Annotated in this window: 14 protein-coding genes and 3 tRNA genes; 8 read left to right on the top strand and 9 right to left on the bottom strand. The window is 68.6% G+C overall.

The genetic code is table 11. From position 1 onward, the window contains the following. The 8 genes from B5F70_RS09695 to B5F70_RS09660 form a co-directional block, all read left to right on the top strand. On the top strand, nt 1–1,743 hold a 1,743-nt coding region (locus B5F70_RS09695; RefSeq protein ID WP_087205367.1), incomplete at its 5' end, for a L,D-transpeptidase family protein. Nucleotides 1,744–1,775: 32 nt separating this feature from the next. Beyond that, nucleotides 1,776–2,483 (top strand): response regulator transcription factor, encoded by a 708-nt coding sequence (locus tag B5F70_RS09690; RefSeq protein WP_087205366.1) that lies wholly within the window; start codon nt 1,776–1,778, stop codon nt 2,481–2,483. Between the two features lie 6 nt (nt 2,484–2,489). After that, nucleotides 2,490–3,587, top strand: a complete 1,098-nt coding sequence (locus B5F70_RS09685) for a HAMP domain-containing sensor histidine kinase (RefSeq protein ID WP_241145969.1) — start codon at nt 2,490–2,492, stop codon at nt 3,585–3,587. 111 nt (nt 3,588–3,698) lie between these two features. Further along, the gene (locus B5F70_RS09680; RefSeq protein WP_087205365.1) at nt 3,699–4,388 is read left to right on the top strand and encodes an ABC transporter ATP-binding protein; all 690 of its coding nucleotides are present in this window, start codon (nt 3,699–3,701) and stop codon (nt 4,386–4,388) included. A 1-nt stretch (nt 4,389) separates the two neighbouring features. Beyond that, the gene (locus tag B5F70_RS09675) at nt 4,390–7,272 is read left to right on the top strand and encodes an ABC transporter permease (protein WP_087205364.1); all 2,883 of its coding nucleotides are present in this window, start codon (nt 4,390–4,392) and stop codon (nt 7,270–7,272) included. A gap of 508 nt (nt 7,273–7,780) precedes the next feature. Then, nucleotides 7,781–9,193 (top strand): efflux RND transporter periplasmic adaptor subunit, encoded by a 1,413-nt coding sequence (locus B5F70_RS09670; protein WP_087205363.1) that lies wholly within the window; start codon nt 7,781–7,783, stop codon nt 9,191–9,193. Further along, a complete protein-coding gene (locus B5F70_RS09665; protein ID WP_087205362.1) occupies nt 9,190–9,915 on the top strand; it encodes an ABC transporter ATP-binding protein in 726 nt (241 codons plus the stop codon). The genes B5F70_RS09670 and B5F70_RS09665 overlap by 4 nt, the downstream gene beginning before the upstream one ends. Next, complete coding sequence (locus B5F70_RS09660; protein WP_087205361.1) at nt 9,912–11,153, top strand: ABC transporter permease; 1,242 nt, start codon at nt 9,912–9,914, stop codon at nt 11,151–11,153. Before B5F70_RS09665 ends, B5F70_RS09660 begins: the two co-directional genes overlap by 4 nt. A 36-nt stretch (nt 11,154–11,189) precedes the next feature. On the opposite strand, the gene B5F70_RS09655 is transcribed toward B5F70_RS09660, so the two are convergent. From B5F70_RS09655 to B5F70_RS09615, 9 genes are all read right to left on the bottom strand, one after another. Beyond that, nucleotides 11,190–12,638, bottom strand: a complete 1,449-nt coding sequence (locus B5F70_RS09655) for a lysylphosphatidylglycerol synthase transmembrane domain-containing protein (RefSeq protein WP_087205360.1) — start codon at nt 12,636–12,638, stop codon at nt 11,190–11,192. A gap of 601 nt (nt 12,639–13,239) precedes the next feature. Then, nucleotides 13,240–13,316 (bottom strand) — tRNA-Glu (locus tag B5F70_RS09650). A gap of 9 nt (nt 13,317–13,325) precedes the next feature. Next, a tRNA-Gln gene (locus B5F70_RS09645) sits at nt 13,326–13,399 on the bottom strand. 235 nt (nt 13,400–13,634) lie between these two features. Then, nucleotides 13,635–13,711, bottom strand: a tRNA-Glu gene (locus B5F70_RS09640). Between the two features lie 134 nt (nt 13,712–13,845). Further along, nucleotides 13,846–14,514 carry an ATP-binding cassette domain-containing protein gene (locus B5F70_RS09635; protein WP_087205359.1) on the bottom strand — a complete coding sequence of 223 codons (669 nt, stop codon included), beginning with the start codon at nt 14,512–14,514 and terminating at the stop codon, nt 13,846–13,848. After that, on the bottom strand, nt 14,511–15,461 hold the full coding sequence (locus B5F70_RS09630; RefSeq protein WP_087205358.1) for an ATP-binding cassette domain-containing protein: 951 nt from the start codon (nt 15,459–15,461) through the stop codon (nt 14,511–14,513). The genes B5F70_RS09635 and B5F70_RS09630 overlap by 4 nt, the downstream gene beginning before the upstream one ends. Next, a complete protein-coding gene (locus B5F70_RS09625) occupies nt 15,458–16,360 on the bottom strand; it encodes an ABC transporter permease (RefSeq protein WP_087205357.1) in 903 nt (300 codons plus the stop codon). Before B5F70_RS09625 ends, B5F70_RS09630 begins: the two co-directional genes overlap by 4 nt. Beyond that, nucleotides 16,347–17,312, bottom strand: a complete 966-nt coding sequence (locus B5F70_RS09620) for an ABC transporter permease (RefSeq protein ID WP_241145968.1) — start codon at nt 17,310–17,312, stop codon at nt 16,347–16,349. Before B5F70_RS09620 ends, B5F70_RS09625 begins: the two co-directional genes overlap by 14 nt. 107 nt (nt 17,313–17,419) lie before the next feature. Next, nucleotides 17,420–19,108 (bottom strand): ABC transporter substrate-binding protein, encoded by a 1,689-nt coding sequence (locus B5F70_RS09615; protein ID WP_087205355.1) that lies wholly within the window; start codon nt 19,106–19,108, stop codon nt 17,420–17,422. Between the last annotated feature and the right edge of the window lie 412 nt (nt 19,109–19,520).

Here is a 19,520-nt window from a genome sequence, read left to right as displayed (position 1 = left end):
GCCCCGCAAGGGCCCCAGACCCCCAGGGCGCAGGCCTCCGGCGGCACCGGGGCCGACGCAACCACCTTTATCCCCCAGAACGCTGCCGCGCAGCCGACGGTCGTCGCCCCGATGCAGGTGGCGCACGGCGCCCATCGCCGCCCCGGTGGGGCGCACGGCGCGGGCACGCAGCGCGCGGCGGGCATGACGACGCCTGCGGGCGCGCCCGCCCCCGGCAATCCCGAGGGAGCGCACGGCAGCGAGAAGAAGCCGCGCCGCGGGAAGGGCCATGTGGCGCGCAACGTCGTCATCGCGCTCGCCCTGCTCCTCGTCATCGCCTATGCGGGCGGCGTGATTGCGTTCACCTTCCTGTTCTATCCCCACACGAGCCTCGCCGGCGTCGACATCTCCTGGCAGACGAGCGGCGCGGCGGCCGAAAAGCTCGAGGGCGCCGTGGCGGGCTACACGCTCACCGTCGCCGACGAGGACCTCGGCTTTACGTGGACGTACACCCCCGAGGACGGCCGGAACATCTTCAATGTCGAGGCCGCCGCTCAGCGCCGCTTGGCGCAAAACGAGCCGTGGGCCTGGCCCGTCCGCCTCTACCAGGCGCTGACCGATACCCCCGCCGCAGCTGCCGCGACCGCAGAAGAGGCGGGCGAGCCCGACCTCTCGCTTCTGGGAGCCGCCTTCGATCGCACCGCCTTCGAGACGAGCCTCGGCGAGGCCATCGACACCTTCAACGCGGGCCGCGGCGGGGCGTTTACCGCGCAGACCGCCTGGGACGCCGAGCAGGGGCTCTTCGTGCCCGAGAAGGCCTACGAGTCGCGCCGTCTCAACCGCGACGCCATCATCACCGGGGCGCTCACGGCGCTTGGCGACCTCGAGGCGACCTTTGAGCTCGCCGAGCTCGGCGAGGACCTCTACCTGCCGCTCGACGGGGAACCCGCGCCCGAGGACATGCAGGCCGACTGCGACGCCGCAAACGCCTTCTTGGGCACCAACGTCACGTTCAAGCTGGGAGATTCCGTGGCAGCCACGCTCGACGCGAGCGTCATAGGCCCGTGGATCACCTTCGACGCCCAGACGGAGCCCACCTTGAACCAGGACGCCGTGACCCAGTGGGCGCACAACCTCGCCGCGCAGATGAACACGGTGGGCACCGAGCGCACCTACACCCGTCCGGACGGCAAGACCGTCACCGTGAGCGGGGGCACGTTCGGCTGGTCCGTCGACGAGGCGGCGCTCGTCCAATCGGTGCAGGACGCCGTCGCCAACCATCAGACGGGCGAGATCGCCGTTCCCGCATCGTCTGAGGGCGACACCTACGCCGGGGCCGGCCAGCCCGACTGGAAGAAGTACGTCGACGTCGACATCACCGAGCAGCACGCGCGCCTCTACGACGAGAACGGCAACCTCATCTGGGAGACCGGCGTGGTGACCGGTCTCGACAACGGGTCGGACGACACCCCCACCGGTGTGTACAAGGTCAACTACAAGGCGCGCAACATCAACCTCGTGAGCCCCGACAAGGACCCCGAGACCGGCGAGCCCGAGTACATCAGCCCCGTGGAGTACTGGATCGCCTGGAAGGGCAACGCATGGGGCTTCCACGACGCGAGCTGGCAGCCCGATTGGGTCTTCAGCGATCCGAGCGCCTACCACACCTACGGCAGCCACGGCTGCATCAACACGCCCTACGACAAGGTGCAGCAGCTCTACGACCTGCTACAAGAGGGCGACTGCGTCGTCGTCCACTACTGATGGCCGCGGCCCGAGGCCCGAAGGACCACCGTATGTCAGCGCGCATCCTGCTTGTGGAGGACGATCCGGCGATCGTCTCCGCCCTCACCGAGCTCCTCCGTGCCGAGGGCTATGCCGTCGACATCGCCTCCGCCCAGGACGAAGCCCTCGCCCGCGCCCTTCCCGGGGCTTCCGGCGTCGCGACCGGGCGCGCCCCCTACGACCTCGTACTGCTCGACGTCACGCTTGCGCAGGGCAACGGCCTCGCCGTATGCGGCGCCCTCAAGCATGCCGCTCCGGCGCTTCCTGTCATCTTCCTCACGGCATCGAGCGACGAGTTCACCACCGTCACCGGCCTCGAGCTCGGGGCGGACGACTACATCGCCAAGCCATTCCGCCCGCGGGAGCTCCTCGCGCGCATCGCCGCGACGCTGCGGCGCGCGCAGCCGCCGGCTCGCCGGCTTCTCAGCCTGGGTGAGCTCACCATCGACCCCGACCGCGCGCAGGTCACCCGCGCCGGCGCCGAGATCGTCCTCTCCGCGCTGGAGTACCGGCTGCTCCTGCTCTTCGCGACACACGCGGGCAAGCTCATCACCCGCGAGCAGATCCGCGACGCGCTGTGGGACGATGCGGGGACCTACATCGAGGAGAACACCCTCACGGTCTACATCAAGCGCCTGCGCGACAAGATCGAAGACGACCCCGCGCACCCCGCCCTCATCACCACGGTGCGCGGCCTCGGCTACAAAGCCCTAGGGTAGGCCCCGGTGATCGCCCGCAACCGCGAGCTCGCGCGCACGCTCGCCCTCTGGCTCGCCCTCGCCATCGGCGCCGCCCTGGCAGGAAACGCCCTCGCCGGCCTCCGCGGGGCGGCCCTCGGCATCGGGGCCGCTATGGCGGCGGCGGCTCCCTTTCTCATTCTCACCTATCGGCGCTACCGGGCACTCCGCACGATGGCGGGAAACCTCGACGCCGTGCTCCACGGCGAGCGCGAGCTCTCGTTCGACCGTATGGACGAGGGCGAGATCGCCGTGCTCGCGAGCGAGCTCGACAAGATGGTCCTCCGCCTCACCCTCACCGCAGATGACCTCGCCGCCGAGCGCACCCGCCTCGCTGACGCGCTCGCCGACATCTCGCACCAGCTCAAAACTCCGCTTACTGCGCTCTCGCTCACCACCGAGCTGGTGCGCAAGGACCTCTCCGCCGACGGCGCCCGCCCCCAGACCGTCGAGAGGCTCCGTCAGATCGAGGCGCTCGAGATGCGGGTCGAGGACCTGGTCTCCACCCTGCTTCGCCTGGCGCAGCTCGACGCGGGCGCCCTTGCCTTCGCCCGCGAGCCCGTGGCGGTCGCCTCGCTCACCGAACGCGCCGCCGCGCCTCTCGCCATCGCCTTCGACCTCGCCGATGTGGAGCTCGTGCAAGACATCGAGGACGGAGCGAGCTTTGCGGGCGACGCGGCGTGGACGACCGAGGCCCTCGGCAACGTCCTCAAGAACTGCCTCGAGCACACCCCCGCGGGCGGGCGCGTGACGGTGAGCGCCCGCGAGGACCTCATCGCCTGCCGTATCCGCGTAACGGATACGGGGCCTGGCATCGCCGAGGCGGACCTTCCCCATATCTTCGAGCGGTTCTACCGGGGCAGCGCCGCATCAGCGGACCGTGGGGAGAAGCGATCCGGCGGCAGCCCCGCGCCAGACGGTGCCGCCCTCGTCATACCGGCGGGCGTCGGCATCGGCCTCTCGCTCGCCCGGGCGCTCGTGACGGCGCAGGGCGGCACCCTGACGGCCGAGAACGCGCGGGATGCCTCCGGCGCCGTAACGGGAGCGCTCTTCACCTTCACCTTCTTCAAAGACGTCGCCGTGTAGCCCCGACACCTCGACAAGGTGACTGATCTGTCACACGCCGGTCACGTGGCAGCAAGCGGCCGAGTCCAGTATCGTAGGTGACCTATTCACCCACGATCGATGGGACGTACCATGAACATCCTCTCCGTGGAGCACCTCACCCGTACGTACGGCACCGGCGATACCGCCGTGACCGCGCTCGACGACGTCTCGTTTACCGTTGAGGCCGGCGAGTTCATCGCCATCATCGGCAGCTCGGGCTCGGGCAAGTCGACGCTTCTGCACCTCATGGGCGGCGTCGACCGCCCCACCTCGGGCACCGTCCGCCTGCAGGGCCAGGATATCTTCGCCCGCACCGACGAGGAACTCGCCGTCTTCCGCCGCCGCGAGGTGGGCCTCGTCTACCAGTTCTACAACCTCATCCCCGTGCTCGACGTGGTCGAGAACATCACGCTTCCGGTCCTCATGGACGGCCGCGAGGTCAACGCCGCCCGCCTCAAGATGCTGCTCGGCGCCCTCAAGCTCACGGGGCGCGAGCACGCCCTCCCCAACCAGCTCTCCGGCGGCCAGCAGCAGCGCGTCGCCATCGGCCGCGCCCTCATGAACGCGCCCGCGGTCGTGCTCGCCGACGAGCCCACCGGCAACCTCGACTCCAAAAACTCGACCGAGATCATGAAGCTCCTGCGCGCCTCCAACCGCCAGCTCAAGCAGACACTCATCGTCATCACGCACGACGAGGACATCGCGCTCATGGCCGACCGCGTCATCGCCATTGAGGATGGCCGGCTCGTCCGCGACGAGCGCCGTCGGGAGGTGCGCTGAGATGAGCATCTTCACCCGCTTCACCATCAAGTCGCTCGTCAAGAACCGCACCCGCACCGTTGTCTCCATCATCGGTGTCGCGCTCTCCGTCGCGCTCATCACCGCCGTGCTCACGAGCGTCGTATCGCTCTCCCGCCTGCTCATCGAGCGCACGGCGGCGGACGAGGGCTGGTGGTACGCCGAGGCCATCGATGTGACCGGCGAGGGCGTGGCCGCGGCGGAGAACGACCCCGAGATCGTCGACTGGACGGCCGTGGCCGAGCTCGGCGCCGTCTCCCTCGGGGAGGATAACAGCGACCTCTTTGGCTCCTATCTCTACGCGAAATCGTGGCCCGCGACGGACGACTCCGCCGAACCGCTCGTAGCCGCGCCCGAGCTCGTCGCCGGCAGGGCCCCTCAGGCTCCCGGCGAGATCGTGCTCCCCCACTACCTGCAGAACGTCTCCCTCGCACCCTGCGGCATAGCGACGGCTGACGGCGGGGCCATCGCACTCGGTAGCACGGTCGAGCTCGCCCTCGGCACGCGCACCGTCACGAACCTCGATGACGGCTCCACCTTTACGGCCACCTCGTATAACGGCACCTACCTCGACGCGGACACCCAGCGCGACGGCTTTGCCGCCGACCTCGGCACGCTCACGGCGCAGGTCGTCGGGTTCTACCGCTCCATAGGGTATTCGAGCATCATGGCTATGCAGGGCAACAGCGCCTACGTGTACGACGAGGACGCGCTCGAGCGCGTCACGACCGATGAGAGCGATGCCACCTGGGCCTCGCTTCTCATCCGCACCGATGACCCCGCTCGGGCAATCGGCGTTGCCGAGGACCTCTCGCACGCCGGTAAAAGCGAGACGCTCGCCACCGAGCACAGCTCGCTGCTGCGTTGGATGGGCGTCACGCCGGACACCGCCATCTGGAACACCCTCTACCAGATCGCCGCGATCCTCGCCGCCATCGTCGTCGTGGCGGGCGTATCGCTCGTCTACAACAGCTTCGCCATCTCCGTCGCGGAGCGCACGCGCCAGTTCGGCCTCCTCTCCTCCCTCGGCGCGAGCCGCCGGCAGCTCCGCCGCACAGTGCTCACCGAGGCACTCCTTATCGGGGCCGTCGGCGTCCCGGTCGGCCTTGCCCTCGGGCTCATCGGCTGCTTCACCGTCTTCGGCCTGCTCGGCGAGGGGATAATCGCCGTCACCGGGGGCTCCGCCGCAGCCGTGGTCGTGAGCCCCGGCGCGCTCGCCATCGCCGCGGCGCTCGGCCTCGTCACACTGCTTTTGAGCGCGTGGCTCCCCGCGCGGCGCGCGAGCCGCGTCTCCGCCGTCGACGCGATTCGCCAGACGCAAGACGTGCGGCCGAGCCGTGCCGCCCAGCGTGCCCAGCGCCGCGCCGAGCGTCGGGGCGCCCGCGGCGGCGAGAGCGCTCTCGCCCGTCCGCTCGGCATCGCGGGCCGGCTCTTCGGCATCCCCGGCCTCATCGCCCACAAGAACCTCACCCGGAGCTCCTCCAAGGGCCGCGTGACCGTCGCCGCGCTCGCCGTCTCGGTCGCCCTTCTCATCACCTCGGGATCCATCGCCGACGTCATGAGCTATGCGAGCGGCACCGCCATCGACACGATGGAGGGCCAGGACCTCATCCTCTACATCGACGCCACCGGCGCCGAGGCCGACCAGACCCTTGCGCTCGCCAACGGCAAGGTGGACGGGCCCGCCATGCAGCAGGCGCTCGAGCGCTTCTACACCGAGGCGCAGACGCTGGACGGCGCGCAGGCGGGCGGCTACACCACGAGCTATGTGGCGGACGCGCTCTTCCCCGCGTCGATGCTCACCGATGACGTAACCCGCCTCGAGGGCAGCGCGCCCGCCCTCGCAGACGGACGCTGGTACGGGAGCGCCTACGTCGAGTTCATCGACGATGCGAGCTGGCGGGCCTACGTGGACGAGCTCGGCTTTTCGCAGGACACGTTCTGCGATCCGGCGCATCCGCGCGCCATCGCCGTCAACTCCTACGACGTGCACGACGGCGAGACGTACGGTAATTACCGACCGCTCGCGACCACCGGCTCCGTTGAGTTCCTCGAGTACGCCGACCTCGACGGCCGCTTCGTCTCCGGTATCGTGGACGGCCCGGACGGCACCCCGTGCGCCCAGTATTTCGATGATAACGGGACCGAGCACCTGCTCCCGCTCGCAGACGCCGTCGCACGCGTCGACACCATCGAGGTCGGTGCCCTCGCCGACCATGCCCCAGCCTGCACGACGGCGTCCGGCACCATCAAGCTCGTCCTGCCCGCATCCGCGATCGCCCTCTCCGACACCTGCGGCTATCTGCGCGCGACCATGACGTTCGACGCCGGGGGCGATGCCGAGCGCGCCGCCGATGCAGAGGAGGACCTCACCGCCATCGCGCGCGACTTCCCCGAGCTCGACATCACCTACACCAACGTCGCCCAAGGCAAGCTGCAAGCCCGCCTCATGGCCACGACGGTCAACACGTTCATCTACTGCTTCGCCGTCATCACCGGACTCATCGCTGTCACGAACGTCTTCAACACGCTCGCGAACGCCCTCATGCTGCGCCGTCGGGAGTTCGCCATGCTCAAGTCCATCGGCATGGGCAACCGGGCCTTCCGCCGGATGATCGCCTACGAGTGCGCGAGCTACGCCCTGCGCGGCTTCGCCATCGGCTTCGTCGTGGCGCTTCTCGCCTCCTTCGGCCTCTACCAATCCATGATGCTCTCGTACTCCACCTATACCTTCCGGCTGCCGTGGGCGCAGGTAGCGCTCTCGTTTGCCCTGGTGGCGGGCATCATCTTGGTGAGCTGCGTATACGCCCTCACCAAGAGCCGGAGCTCGAGCGTCGTCGAGGCGCTGCGCACCGACGCCATCTAGCGCTCCCGGGCGGCGCGGCCGACACGGTCGCGCCGCCCGCCGCAACGTCAGTCGGGCAATCCCACCCGACCCTGCGCTCAGATGCGTCTTCCTTAGTCCTTTAATTAACCCCCTGTGGACAAAACCCGCATCGAAATAATAAAGAACCCCCCCCCGAAGTATGCTGAAATCACGCCGCAATACTGCTCGATAAGCCCGTTTCACGCCAAAAAAGACCGTCAAGACCGCCCGGCGACCGTGAATTGACGACGATAGGGCATCCACATGCCGATCGTGTAGGGGGTCGATCATTATTTCGATGCACTTTTTGTCCATAGGGGGTTATTTATTTCAACCCCCTCCCTATAAGGGAAGGCGCCCCCGCTCGCTATGGCACAGACAGGGCCGCTGGGACGTCCGGGCCTTCCCTGCAACCTTTCGCAGACCTTAAGTATTTCCTCCCCGCTTCTGCCGACCCCTATCGTATGCTCATACCGGCACGCACAACCGCGCTCGCAGAGGAGCCCCTATGAACCGTTCTTCGCAAGACACCCGTACCCTGCGCGAACGCCTCACCACCGCGCTCCCAGGCAGGGGCTCGGAGCCCGCGCTCCCCGACCCCGCCACCCTCGGCCCCGAGGACGCTGAGGCCTACGCCGCCCTCAAGGCGCGCCGGGCCGAGCGCCGGCGCCGCAAACTCATCCATCGCGGCATCGCCCTCGGAATCATCCTCGCCATCGTCCTTATCGGCGCCGTCGCCGCAGCGCTCCTTAACCGCCAGCCCGAGGAGACCTACGAGCCCATCGTCGACTTCGTCACCGCGGGCACCTACACCACCGAGGTGGACGCCCGCGGCAAGCTCGAGCCGCTCTCGTCCACCGTCATCGCGCCCACGGTCGATGGCACGATCGCCGAGGTGCGCGTATCAGCCGGCCAGCAGGTCAACGCCGGGGATGTGCTGCTCGTTATCGACAACCCGGGGCTCGACGCCGCCGTCGCCGATGCCGCGCGTGCCCTCTCCGCGGCGCAGGAGGAGAAGCGCGCGGCGGACCGCGCCCTCGGACAGGCGCAGCAGGAGGCCGCGCGCCCCGCGCCCGTCGACCCGGAGACCGGGGCCGCGCTCGAGACCTCCCCGGTAGACGTCGCTGCTGCACAGGACGCGGTCAACGCCGCGCAGCGCTCCGTGGAGGCGGCGCAGGCGGCGCTCGATCAGGCGAACGCCCGGGCGGCGGAGCGCACCGTCACGAGCCCCATCGGGGGCAGCGTGGTGACCCTCAACGCCCAGGTGGGCGCGAATCTCGCCGACGCGGCGTCATCGGGCTCCTCGGGCGCGGGGCCGCTCATGCAGATCGCCGACCTCTCGCAGATGAAGGTGACCGTCCAGGTGAGCGAGGAGGATATCGCGCAGGTGGCCATCGGGCAGCAGGCGCGCCTCACCTTCCCCGCGTTCGACAACCTCACGCTCGACGGCACGGTCAACGCCATCGCGTCGATCGCATCGGGCTCGTCCGACATGGCGTACTACGGAGACGGCTCCTCGGTGACCTTCGCCGTGGACGTCCTCGTGCCCGCGCCCGACCCGCGCCTCAAGCCCGGCATGACCGCCCAGGTCTCGCTTATGACCGAGAAGCTCGATCAGGTGGTGATGGTCCCCACCATGGCGCTCATGACCGACGACGGGACGTCGTACTACGTGCAGGTCGAGGTCGACCCCGAGACGCATGAGACCGAGCGGCGCGACGTAGAGGTCTATGCGCGCAACGCCGACTTCGCCGTGGTGGGCGCGATCGAGGGCGCCGCGGTGCCCGAGGGGCAGGAGGTGCTGCCCCCGGCGCCCCTGACGGACGGCGAGACCCTCGTCATCTCGGGGGGCATGGGCTTCGCGGGCGACCTGTCCGGCACAGCGGGCGGGGGCGCCGCCGCAGACGGGGCCGCGCTATGAGGCCCGTGATCGAGATGCACGGCATCCACCGGATCTTTGAGTCCGAGGCGGGGTTCGCGCACGTCCTGCACCATATCGACTTCACGGTCTCCCGCGGCGAGTTCGTGGCCATCACGGGCCCCTCGGGCTCGGGCAAGTCGACCCTCATGAACATCATCGGCTGCCTCGACACCCCGACGGCGGGCACCTACCGGCTCGCCGGGCTCGATGTATCCGCCCTCACCGATGACGAGCTCTCGGAGGTCCGCGCCGAGACCATCGGCTTCGTCTTCCAGAGCTTCAACCTGCTGCCGCGCCTCACCGTGCTCGAGAACGTGATGCTGCCGCTCGCGTACACCGGCGCGCCCCGCGCCCGCCGCGAGCCCCGCGCCGTCGCCGCCCTGCGCGCGGCGGGCTTAGGCGTGGACCATTACGACCACCGGGTGAGCGAGCTCTCGGGCGGCCAGATGCAGCGCGTGGCCATAGCGCGGGCGCTCGTCAACGACCCGCCCATCCTTCTTGCCGACGAGCCGACCGGCAACCTCGACACGCGCACCGGCGCGCTCGTGCTCGACACCTTCCGCGCGCTGAGAGATGCCGGCAAGACCATCGTGCTCATCACGCACGACCCAGGCGTCGCCGCGGCGGCAGACCGTGCCGTCTCGATTCGCGACGGTCGCCTGTATCACGAGAACGCCGCGGTGCCGAACCCGCCCGCCGTGCTGTTAGGAGGTCCGCGATGAGTGCCCGCGACCTCATCCACGAGGCGCTCCACGCCCTCGAGGCAAACCGGGGCAGGAGCCTCCTCACCATCCTCGGCATCGTCATCGGCATCGCCGCCGTCATCGCCATGACCTCGCTCATTGGCGGCGTGCGCAACTCCCTCGTGGCGGGCCTCGGGCTCAATGCGGCGCGCGCCGTCTACATCTCCCCCTCGTACCAGATGACCCTAGACGACCTCACCGACCTGCGGCGCCTCATGCCTGAATACGAGGAGATCGTGGGCTCGGCGTACGGGTACGCGCAGACGACGGGCGCCGACGGCTCCGTGGACGTGGGCATCACCGGTGCGGAGGAGCGGTTCCTCACGCTCACCGGGGCCGTATCGCTCGCCTCGGGGAGGCTCTTCACCGCGGAGGACGAGGCGACCGCGGCCCGCGTGATGATCATCGATCGCCTCGGCGCGCAGGCCCTGTTCGGCAGCTCCGATGCGAACGTGGTGGGCAAGTCGGTCAGCTTGGGCGGGCGCGACTATCAGATCGTCGGCATCGACGAGGGCATGCCGCAGACGGGCGGCGGCGGGAGCACCTACATCACCGTCTACATGCCGCTCTCCACCGTTCTCGCCGACTTTGGCGGCGGCTACGAATACCTCTCGCAGGTCATCGGCTTCGTGCGGGAGGGCGCCGACATCGACCAGGTGATGAGCCTCACGCAGGAGCGGGTGGGAAAGCTGCTCGATATACCGGAGGACCAGGTGGAGGACAACGTCTACGTCTACTCCATGAAGTCCGAGATCGATGCGATGAACGGCTTCATGAACGCGTTCTCGCTCATCATGGGATCCGTGGCGGGGATCTCGCTCGTCGTGGGCGGCATCGGCATCATGAACATGATGCTCACCAACGTTACGGAGCGCATCCGCGAGATCGGCGTCCGGCGCGCGCTCGGCGCCACGCGGGGCGATATCACGCGGCAGTTCCTCATGGAGTCGGCGACGCTCTGCGTGACCGGCGGCATCATCGGCACGGTCATGGGCTACCTCGTCTCGTGGGGGCTCGCCATCGCCGTGAGCGCGTTCGGGCTCATGGGCGCCCTCGGCGGCATGGGCGGAGATACCGCGCAGATCACGCCGACGGTCTCGATGGAGGCGGTGGCGATCGCCGTGGGGCTGAGCATCGCCATCGGCGTGGTGTTCGGATTCTATCCGGCGCGGCGCGCGGCCAAGCTCGACCCGGTGAGCTGCCTCAGGTACCAGTGACGCCCGCGGGGCACCGCAGCCCTCTCGGGCGTCCCCCTATGCCTGCGGGCGCTTCTTGCGGCGCGGTGCGGGCGTGACCGTGATGCCCTCCGCCGTGCGCCGCACGCGCGCCTTGGGCGCCGCCTTCTTCTTGGGAGCGGCCTTGCGCGGGGCTGCCGTGCGCGCGCCCGGAACGGTGGCGGGGCTCCCGGCCGCATCGGCAACGGCCACCGCGGCCGCAGCAGGAGCCTTCACGTCGCGCGCCTCGGCCGCAACGGGCGAGGTAGAGGACGATCCCGACGTGCCCGCATCATGGTGCGCCTCATGAGAGGAGGCAGGCGCGGACGCCACCCGCTCGTCCCGCGCCGCGCGCTTCTTCGCGGAGACCGGGGCGTACCGACCCGAGAAGCGCGCCCAGCGCTCGTGGATGGTCGCCCGGTGCGCGCTCTTGAGCCCGAGCATGGGGGCGGCGATGATGGTCGGCGCGATAAAGGTGATGAGGCGCCACAGGAGATAGCCCGCCGTCGCCGCGGAGCCGTAGAAGTGGCCCAAGAAGAGCGCGAAGCCACCCTCGGCGCCACCGGTACCGCCGGGAAGCGGCACGGCGGAGGACAGCAGCTGCACAAAGGCGGAGGCGGCCATGACGGAGAAGAAATCGACATCGTGATGGCCGAAGGAGAGCATGAGGAAGTACGGCACCAGGTAGAAGAACCCGAGCTGCACCATGGTAATGACCACGGTGAGGAGCATCGAGCTGCCGTGCGCCATGGAGATCTTGAACTTGTCCGAGAACGCGTGGACCTCTGTGTCGAGGAAGGTGCGCCAGCCGTCGATCTTGCTCGTCGCCAGCCCGAGACGCGCGAGAACGAGGAGGACCCAGCGGCCCAGACGCACGACGGTGTTGGGCATGAGGCAGATGGCCATGATGGCGAGCAGCAGCAACGCATGCCCGCCAAAGCTGAAGACGCAGAGCAGCGTGATGTCGCCGTACTTCTCGGCAAAGAACGGCATCTTGGCGATCAGCAGGATGGCGCCCCACGCCACAAGGCCGAACTGGTACACCAGAAAGCGCGTGAACTGCGTCGCGCCGGCTTCGCCCACGTTCATGCCGCACTTGGTGAGACGGTAGATCTGAGCGGGCGAGGAGCCGACCTGCATGGGGGTGAGGTTGCCGAAGAAGATACCGCTCATCTCGACGGAGATGAGGTCGCGGATGCCGACGGGAGAGTTGGGGTCGAGCCATACGGCGATGGCGTAGGCGGCGACGCCGAAGAGCATGTAGAGGACCATGCACAGGCACGCGACGACGAGCCACGGGATCTGCACGTTGCGCATGGCGCCCATGAAATCGGCGACCTGCCCCGTGACCACGAGGTAGACGATGTACACCACGAGCACAAGGCCGATAAAGATGGCGCCGCGGCGGGCACCCTTGTGGTCGTCACCGCCCGCGGGGGCGGCATCGACCGAAGGCGCCGGAGCGGTATGTTTGGAGGAATCCGACATGGCGCTCCTCTACAGGACGGCCGGTCTACCGACTGGCACGTGACAGATAACATTCCTAGTCTACCGTACCCCTGCGAGCTCACCGTGCCAATTTGGCATGCGGCGAAAACTCCAAAGCGACGCGACGATGCCCACAGATGAGAGCGGTGCGCGAAGGGCGCCGACGTAAGAAAGCAGCGCTGTCGCACCCGTCGCATGCGGGAGCCCCGTCAAAGAAGCGGGCGCGAGCGGCATGCACAACCTGATGAGGAAAAAACTGAAGGCCCGATGGCGTGCCCACACGTCATCGGGAGAAACCGGGTGGATTGTATAGCCGAAGAAAGGGAGGGAGAGAAGTGGCAGATTGCATGCCTGAAGGGGATAAAACGAGCGGATTGTACCCCGGTATGCAATCCGCCCGCTTTATTCCCCACGTTGAGCTGGTCTTTTCCCACCGATATAGCCAGGTATACAATCTGCCTGTACAATCTGCCCTAATTCTTCCCTCGGCGGGTGGACATACAATACGTCAAGGAAGAGATGGCCGCACTCGGCCTCTACGAGGGTTCGCCATAAACAAAAACCCGAACCGACCGCAGGGTCAGTCCGGGTATCTCAGTCTTGGTAGCCCGTACCAGATTCGAACTGGTGATCTCCGCCTTGAGAGGGCGGCGTCCTAAACCGCTAGACGAACGGGCCATGAACGAATGGCTGGGATGGAGGGAGTCGAACCCCCATTGACGGAACCAGAATCCGCTGTCCTGCCATTAGACGACATCCCAATGGTTCATTCGCACGCTTGCGTTCCCGCTTGCGCAAGTAGGTATATTACGGCACCGGCGTCCGGGACGCAAGCCCCAATTTCTAAGATTTTTGGGACGGGAGTGTAAAGGCCGCCGCAGGCAAAGGCTGAGGCGTTGAGGGCGCGCATGAGATGCTAGGCACATACCATAAGGCATGGGACCAAGTGATCGCACAGATAGCAAAGAACCGGCTTGCGCCGGTTCTGGAAAGTCTTGGTAGCCCGTACCAGATTCGAACTGGTGATCTCCGCCTTGAGAGGGCGGCGTCCTAAACCGCTAGACGAACGGGCCATATGTAGGCGCTGCTTCAGCGCGAGAAAGAATATACGGGAATCACGCCCCATGTGCAAGAGCTAATTTTGAGAATCCCTCAGTTGTGGGCAACTCATGAAGCGCGCTCATAGATGAGGCATCTGACCCTGCCGCTATGCGAGCGAAACGGCGCGGGTGGAAACGCGCGCGAGCAGGGCCGGCGAATGCGACACGACGATGAGTCCCATGCCGCGTTCGTCCGCGAGCGTAAGCGTCTCCCTCCAGATCTGCGCCTGGGTGAGCGCATCCAGGCTGGCCGTCATCTCGTCGCAGATGAGATAGCGCGGCTCCGCCAAGAGCGCCCGTACGATGGCGAGGCGCATGAGCTCGCCCCCCGAGAGCTCGTGCGGCAGACGGTCGAGCCACGCCGGGCGCACCTCGAAGCGCTCGACGAGCTCCGAGGACTCGATGAGAGAGAGTGCCTCGCCGCGCGACAGGCGGCGGCCGCCCGCGACGCCCTCGGCAAGCGATGCCGCGAGGGTGAGGCGCGGGTCGAAGGCCTGCTCCGGGTGCTGCCAGATGAGCTGCACGGACCGAGGGGCGCGTGCTCGCCGGCAGAGGCCCGCCCGCGCCCGCCCGCCGGCCTCGACGCCATCGACCACGATGCGGCCCGCAGCGGGCGCAAGGTAGCCCGCGATGACGCGGCAGAGCGTCGTCTTGCCGGTCCCCGAGGGCGCCGTGAGGGCCACGCGCTCCCCCGACTCCACGGCGAGGCTCACATCGCGCAAGACGGGCGCGCGCCCCGGATACGCAAAGCTCACGTTCTCCACCGCAAGGCTCATCGCGACCCCTCCCCGGCATGAGTGTCGCCCGACGCGCGGAACCCATGGTCCGGCAGCGCGTGCCAGAGCGCGCGCGAGAACGGGTGACGCAGGAGCTCAGGCGAGGCGAAGCTCGCGCACGCCGTCTCCTCCACGATGGTCCCCTCGTGAAAGACCGCGATGCGGTCGGCCACGCGCAGAGCGAGCGCGATATCGTGGGTGATGAGCATGACGCCGCCGCCCGCATCGGCAAAGGCGCGCAGGTCGTCTAGAGCGCGCACGGCAAGGTCGAGGTCGAGGCCGGGCGTGGGCTCGTCGGCGATGATGAGGCGCGGGTCCTCCATGAGCGCGCAGATGAGGAGCACCCGGCGCGCCATACCGCCCGAGATCTCATGCGGGTAGAGGTCAGCCACATCGGGTGCGAGCCCGTAGGCGGCCATGAGCTCGCGCATGCGGGCACGCCGCTCCTCGTAGCGGGACCGGCCCTGCGCGCCGCGCCCGCAGGGTCCCACCATCTGCGTGCCGACGCGCATGAGGGGATCAAGGTTCGCGACGCTCTGGGGGACGAGGGCGATGCCGTGACCGCGCACCGCGGCAAGATGCGCCGCGTCCATGCGCGCACCGTCGAACCAGATGGTGCCGCTCACGAGCGCATTGGGCTCGTACTGGCCCATGAGCGCGTCGGCGAGCACGCTCTTGCCCGACCCGCTGGCCCCCACCACCGCGAGCACCTCGCCCGCATGGACGGAGACCGTGAGGTCGTGCACGACGGGCATGACGGCGCGCGGGGCGCAGAAGAACGGTGCCCGCGGGTCGTACATCTCGAACCCCACGCTCAGGCCCTCCACGGTGAGCAGATGGTGCCCGTGCGCATGGTGCGACGTCGCCGCATGGGCGTGGTGATGATGGAACTCGGTGTCCCGATGCGTGGCCCCATGGGCGGCCGTCCGGCTTTCTGCCGCCGTCATCGCTGCACCTCCTCGGGGGTTACGAGCGCGCGCACGGCCGACCCGATGCGGTCGAACAAGAGCACCGCCGTAAGAAGCGCGAGCCCCGGAAACACCGCGAGCCACCAGGAGCCCGCCGTGAGGTAGCCCATGGCCTCGGAGAGGATGACCCCGATGGCCGGTTGCTCGGGCGAGAGCCCGAACCCCAGAAACGTGATGGACGCCTCGTGCAGGATGGCGTGCGGGAAGAGCAGCACGAGCCCCACGAGGTACTGGGGCAGCACGTGCGGAACGATATGAGTGAGGGCGAGCCGCACGGGACCCACACCGAGCGCCTCGGAGCAGGCGAGGTACGGCTGCGCGCGCAGCTGGAGAATCTCGGCCCGCAGCACGCGCGCAAGGCTCGGCCAGTGCGTGAGGGCGATCCCCACCATGACGCCCGCCGCCCCGCGGCCGAGCGCATAGCTCACGAGCACCAAAAGCACGATGTGCGGGATACCCATGATAAGGTCTATGAGCCACGAGACGACGGCGTCGGCGGCGGGTCCCCCGAGCGCCGCCACGGCGGCGAGCGCGAGCGCGATGACCGATGAGGCGCCGGCGGCCACCAGGCCGACGGCGAGCGAGGTGGCGAGGCCCGCGAGCGTGCGGGCGAACATGTCGCGCCCCATCCAATCGGTTCCAAAGAGATGCGCGGCCGAGGGAGCCTGGTTCGCCTGCGCAAAGTCCGACGCGTTGGCGACGGGCGCGAGCAGGGCGCCCGCAACCCCCACGACGACGAGCGCCGCGGCGGCGACCGCGATCCACACGAGGAGCCCCCGCCTGCTGCCGCCCGCCCCGAGCGGCGCGGGCCGGTGGAAGACGGTACGCTCCTCCCCCGCCCCGGCGGTCCGCGCCGCCGCTCCGTTATGCGCCAACATGGGCCGCCCCCTCGCGCATCCTCGGATCGATGACCCCGTAGAGCACGTTCGCCACCAGATTGCCGGCAAACACGACGGCAGCCGTCGCAAGCGCGATGCCCACCAGAAGGGGCGCGTCGCCGCCGAGGCCCGCCGTGACGGCAGCCTGCCCGAGCCCCGGGTACGAGAACACCTGCTCCACCAGAACGGAGCCGCCGATGATCTCGCTCACCTGGGCGCACTCGAGGGTGAGCGCCGGCAGGGCGAGGTTGCGGAGCCCGTGGCGGACCACGATGGACCAGGGCCGCTCGCCGCGCGACCGGGCGAAGCGCACGTAGTCGCTCTCCATCACCTCGCACGCCTTCTCGCGCGTGTGGAGCGCCACGTTGGCCACGCCCGTGAGCGAGAGCACGAGGGCGGGCAGCGCCGCGTGGTGCAGGCGCGTGGCGAGCGAGATGTCGGCGCCGGCGCCGATGGGGGCGGCAAACCCGACGGGGAACCAGCCGAGGTAGACCGCGAACACCATGAGGGCGAGCATGCCGAGCCAAAACGTGGGCGTGGCAGCCAGAAGGTAGCACCAGCCGCAGATGAGCGCGTCCGCCCGCGAGCCGCGGCAAACGCCCGCGACCACGCCGAGGGCGAACCCGAGCACGCCGGAGATGAGCCACGCGGCGGCGAGCAGCACGGCGGACGCGGCGAGGCGCTCCGCCACCACGGTGACGACGGGGGCGTTGTAGCGCAGGCTCATGCCAAAGTCGCCGCGCAGGGCGTCGGCGAGCCACGCCCCGTAGCGCTCGAGCAGGCCCGCGCCCGCACCCCAGCGCTCGGCGAGCGCCGCCCGCCGCTCCGGGCTCATCGTGAGATACGCCGTCTGCCCCACGTTTGCCTGGACGGGGTCGATGGGCGAGGCGGATACGAGGGCGAACGTCACAAAGCTCACCGCAGCGAGCAGCAGCGCGAAGCGCAGGGCCATCCGGACGCCAAAGGGAACGCGCCGCCATGCGCCGCGCATGCGGGAGAGCCCGGCTCCGCCGGCCCTAGCATCGGCCGGGGCACCGGCCCGCTCCGCCTCCCGGGGCATTACGACCAGCTCCAGCGGTCGACGTTGTTGACGAGCGACCAGCCGTGCCCGTGGGGGTGCGGCTTCTGCTCTGCCACATCGAGCCCCGCCCGCTTGAAGTACAGATGGTCGACGTTGGCGATCCACGCCCACGTCGCGGCGCCCGCGGGCGCAAAGCCGTCCTCGCCGTCCCACGCGGCGAGCTGCCAATGACCGTAGGAGTCCGCCACGTTAGGCTGGGCGAGGGCGTCGTCCAGATGGCCGTCGATCGCGGCGCTCTCGTAGCCTGCGTAGTTGCCCCAGCCGCTCGAGTAGTTGAGGGCGTAGACCTCGATGGGCGAGCTGGAGCCCCAGCCCCACATGATGGGCGCCTCATACTGATGCCGGTACAGCTCGTCCCAGCTGCCGCCGCGCGGGGTCACCTCGATACCCACCTCGGCGAGCTGATTGGCGAGCTCGTAGGTGAGCGCCTGGCGCACCGAGTCGTCGGATGAGTACCAGACGTCGAGCGCCGCGCGCACGCCGCCCTTCTCGCGGATGCCGTCCTCCCCCGCCGTCCAGCCGGCCTCCTCGAGCAGCGCCCGCGCGCCCTCGGCGTCGTAGGCGACCTCCATGTCAGGGCTCGACCACGGCATGCCGTCGCTCACGCTATAGGCGGGCTTGCCGTACCCGGAGAGCACGTGGTCGATCATGGCATCGCGGTCTATGGCGGCGTTGATGGCGCGGCGGACCGCGATGTCGCACGTCACGTCGTTACCCTGGGCGTAGGCGACCCCATCGACATCCTTGGTGCCGCCAGCCGCCATAACGGGAAGCGAGATGCCCCGCGAGTCCACCGTGGCATAGCTCACGAGGTCGTAGCCGTCAAAGCTCTGGTGTGCGTGCGTAGCGAAGGTGTAGGCGATGTCGACCTCGCCCGCCTGCACCGCAGCGAGCGCGGCATCCTCGTCCATAAAGACGACCACTACGCGCTCCATCTGCGGCCGCTCGCCATAGTAGGAGGGGTTTGCCACAAAGATCGCCTGCTGGCCGCGGTCCCAGCGCTCCAAGAGGTACCGGCCGGACCCGATGGGCGCCTCGCCGTACCCCTCGCCGTACGCGTGCTCCGGGACGATGCCCAAGACCGCGAGCGTGTAGAGGAGCGCGTTGTACGGCTTGTTGAGATGGAGCTCAACGGTGTAGTCGCCGGTGGCCACGGCCTCGTCGACCATGGAGAGGTCCGCCTCGAACGTGGTGGAGGCGATGGCGCCGTTCACCGTAAAGGCGACGTCGGCGGCGGTGAGCGCCTCGCCGTCGGAGAAGACGACGTCATCGCGGATCGCGAACGTCCACACGAGCCCGTCGTCCGAGCAGGCGTAGTCCGTCGCGAGGTCGTTCACAAAGTTGAGGTCCTGGTCCGTGGTGATGAGAGTGGACTGGATGAGCGGCTCGTGCACATGCTCGCCGCAGCCCCAGGACACGAGCGGGTCGAAGCCGGCAGCGGGCTCGCTCTCGGTATTCATGGCGACGATGACCTGCGCTGCCGTGCCCGCGTCCGCAGGGGCGCTTCCCCCCGTGCCCGAGCCGGAGGAGCCGCTCTCCCCCGTGCATCCCGCGAGCGCCCAGAGCCCGCTTGCTGCCGCCGCGCCCCGCACCAGCGCACGGCGTGACACCGCAGATCCGTCCACGGCGCCCGGCACCGCGACATCCCCGCCTCTCTTGTGGGTCATAATCCGCTGCTCCTCGCATCGGGAGGGCGGAGGCATCGCATACCTCCGCCCTTCGTCTCGTAAGTGTTACGTAAGTCCGTATTTGTAACATCGGCATCTTACCACAGTCCGCACAGCGACGGGTGGGCTGATGTTGCCAACGGCACTCTCGAGTGATGCCAAACCTTTGTCAGACCACACAGGATACGCCAGGCGCAGGGTTGCCCGCCGCCCTTGAGCACACCGGGCGCTTTCCCGTGTGCGGGTGAGCCGCTTTTAAGGCCCCTAAGGGGCTAATAAGTGGCAAATGCGCACACGGGAACTCCCGGCGCGCGGGGCGGGCGGAACGGCCCCGCGCATTCGTGTGCTGCGGGCCACCCTCGGTGCCCTACGGCAACCACGGTGATCCAACAGAGGGTGAGCCAAATTGATA

Origin of the sequence: Collinsella sp. An268 (genome assembly GCF_002159765.1) — a bacterium.
Lineage (GTDB): Bacteria > Actinomycetota > Coriobacteriia > Coriobacteriales > Coriobacteriaceae > Coprousia.
The sequence above is the reverse complement of the archived record's forward strand: the minus strand, read 5'-3'. Positions and strand labels throughout refer to the sequence as shown.

What these genes read in the sequence shown, in the direction of transcription:
- B5F70_RS09635 (WP_087205359.1), bottom strand. Translation starts at nt 14,514, where the DNA reads ATGAGCCTTGCGGTGGAGAACGTGAGCTTTGCGTATCCGGGGCGCGCG.
- B5F70_RS09680 (WP_087205365.1), top strand. Translation starts at nt 3,699, where the DNA reads ATGAACATCCTCTCCGTGGAGCACCTCACCCGTACGTACGGCACCGGC.
- B5F70_RS09665 (WP_087205362.1), top strand. Translation starts at nt 9,190, where the DNA reads ATGAGGCCCGTGATCGAGATGCACGGCATCCACCGGATCTTTGAGTCC.
- B5F70_RS09620 (WP_241145968.1), bottom strand. Translation starts at nt 17,312, where the DNA reads ATGGCCCTGCGCTTCGCGCTGCTGCTCGCTGCGGTGAGCTTTGTGACG.
- B5F70_RS09655 (WP_087205360.1), bottom strand. Translation starts at nt 12,638, where the DNA reads ATGTCGGATTCCTCCAAACATACCGCTCCGGCGCCTTCGGTCGATGCC.
- B5F70_RS09630 (WP_087205358.1), bottom strand. Translation starts at nt 15,461, where the DNA reads ATGACGGCGGCAGAAAGCCGGACGGCCGCCCATGGGGCCACGCATCGG.
- B5F70_RS09690 (WP_087205366.1), top strand. Translation starts at nt 1,776, where the DNA reads ATGTCAGCGCGCATCCTGCTTGTGGAGGACGATCCGGCGATCGTCTCC.
- B5F70_RS09660 (WP_087205361.1), top strand. Translation starts at nt 9,912, where the DNA reads ATGAGTGCCCGCGACCTCATCCACGAGGCGCTCCACGCCCTCGAGGCA.
- B5F70_RS09615 (WP_087205355.1), bottom strand. Translation starts at nt 19,108, where the DNA reads ATGACCCACAAGAGAGGCGGGGATGTCGCGGTGCCGGGCGCCGTGGAC.
- B5F70_RS09625 (WP_087205357.1), bottom strand. Translation starts at nt 16,360, where the DNA reads ATGTTGGCGCATAACGGAGCGGCGGCGCGGACCGCCGGGGCGGGGGAG.
- B5F70_RS09670 (WP_087205363.1), top strand. Translation starts at nt 7,781, where the DNA reads ATGAACCGTTCTTCGCAAGACACCCGTACCCTGCGCGAACGCCTCACC.
- B5F70_RS09675 (WP_087205364.1), top strand. Translation starts at nt 4,390, where the DNA reads ATGAGCATCTTCACCCGCTTCACCATCAAGTCGCTCGTCAAGAACCGC.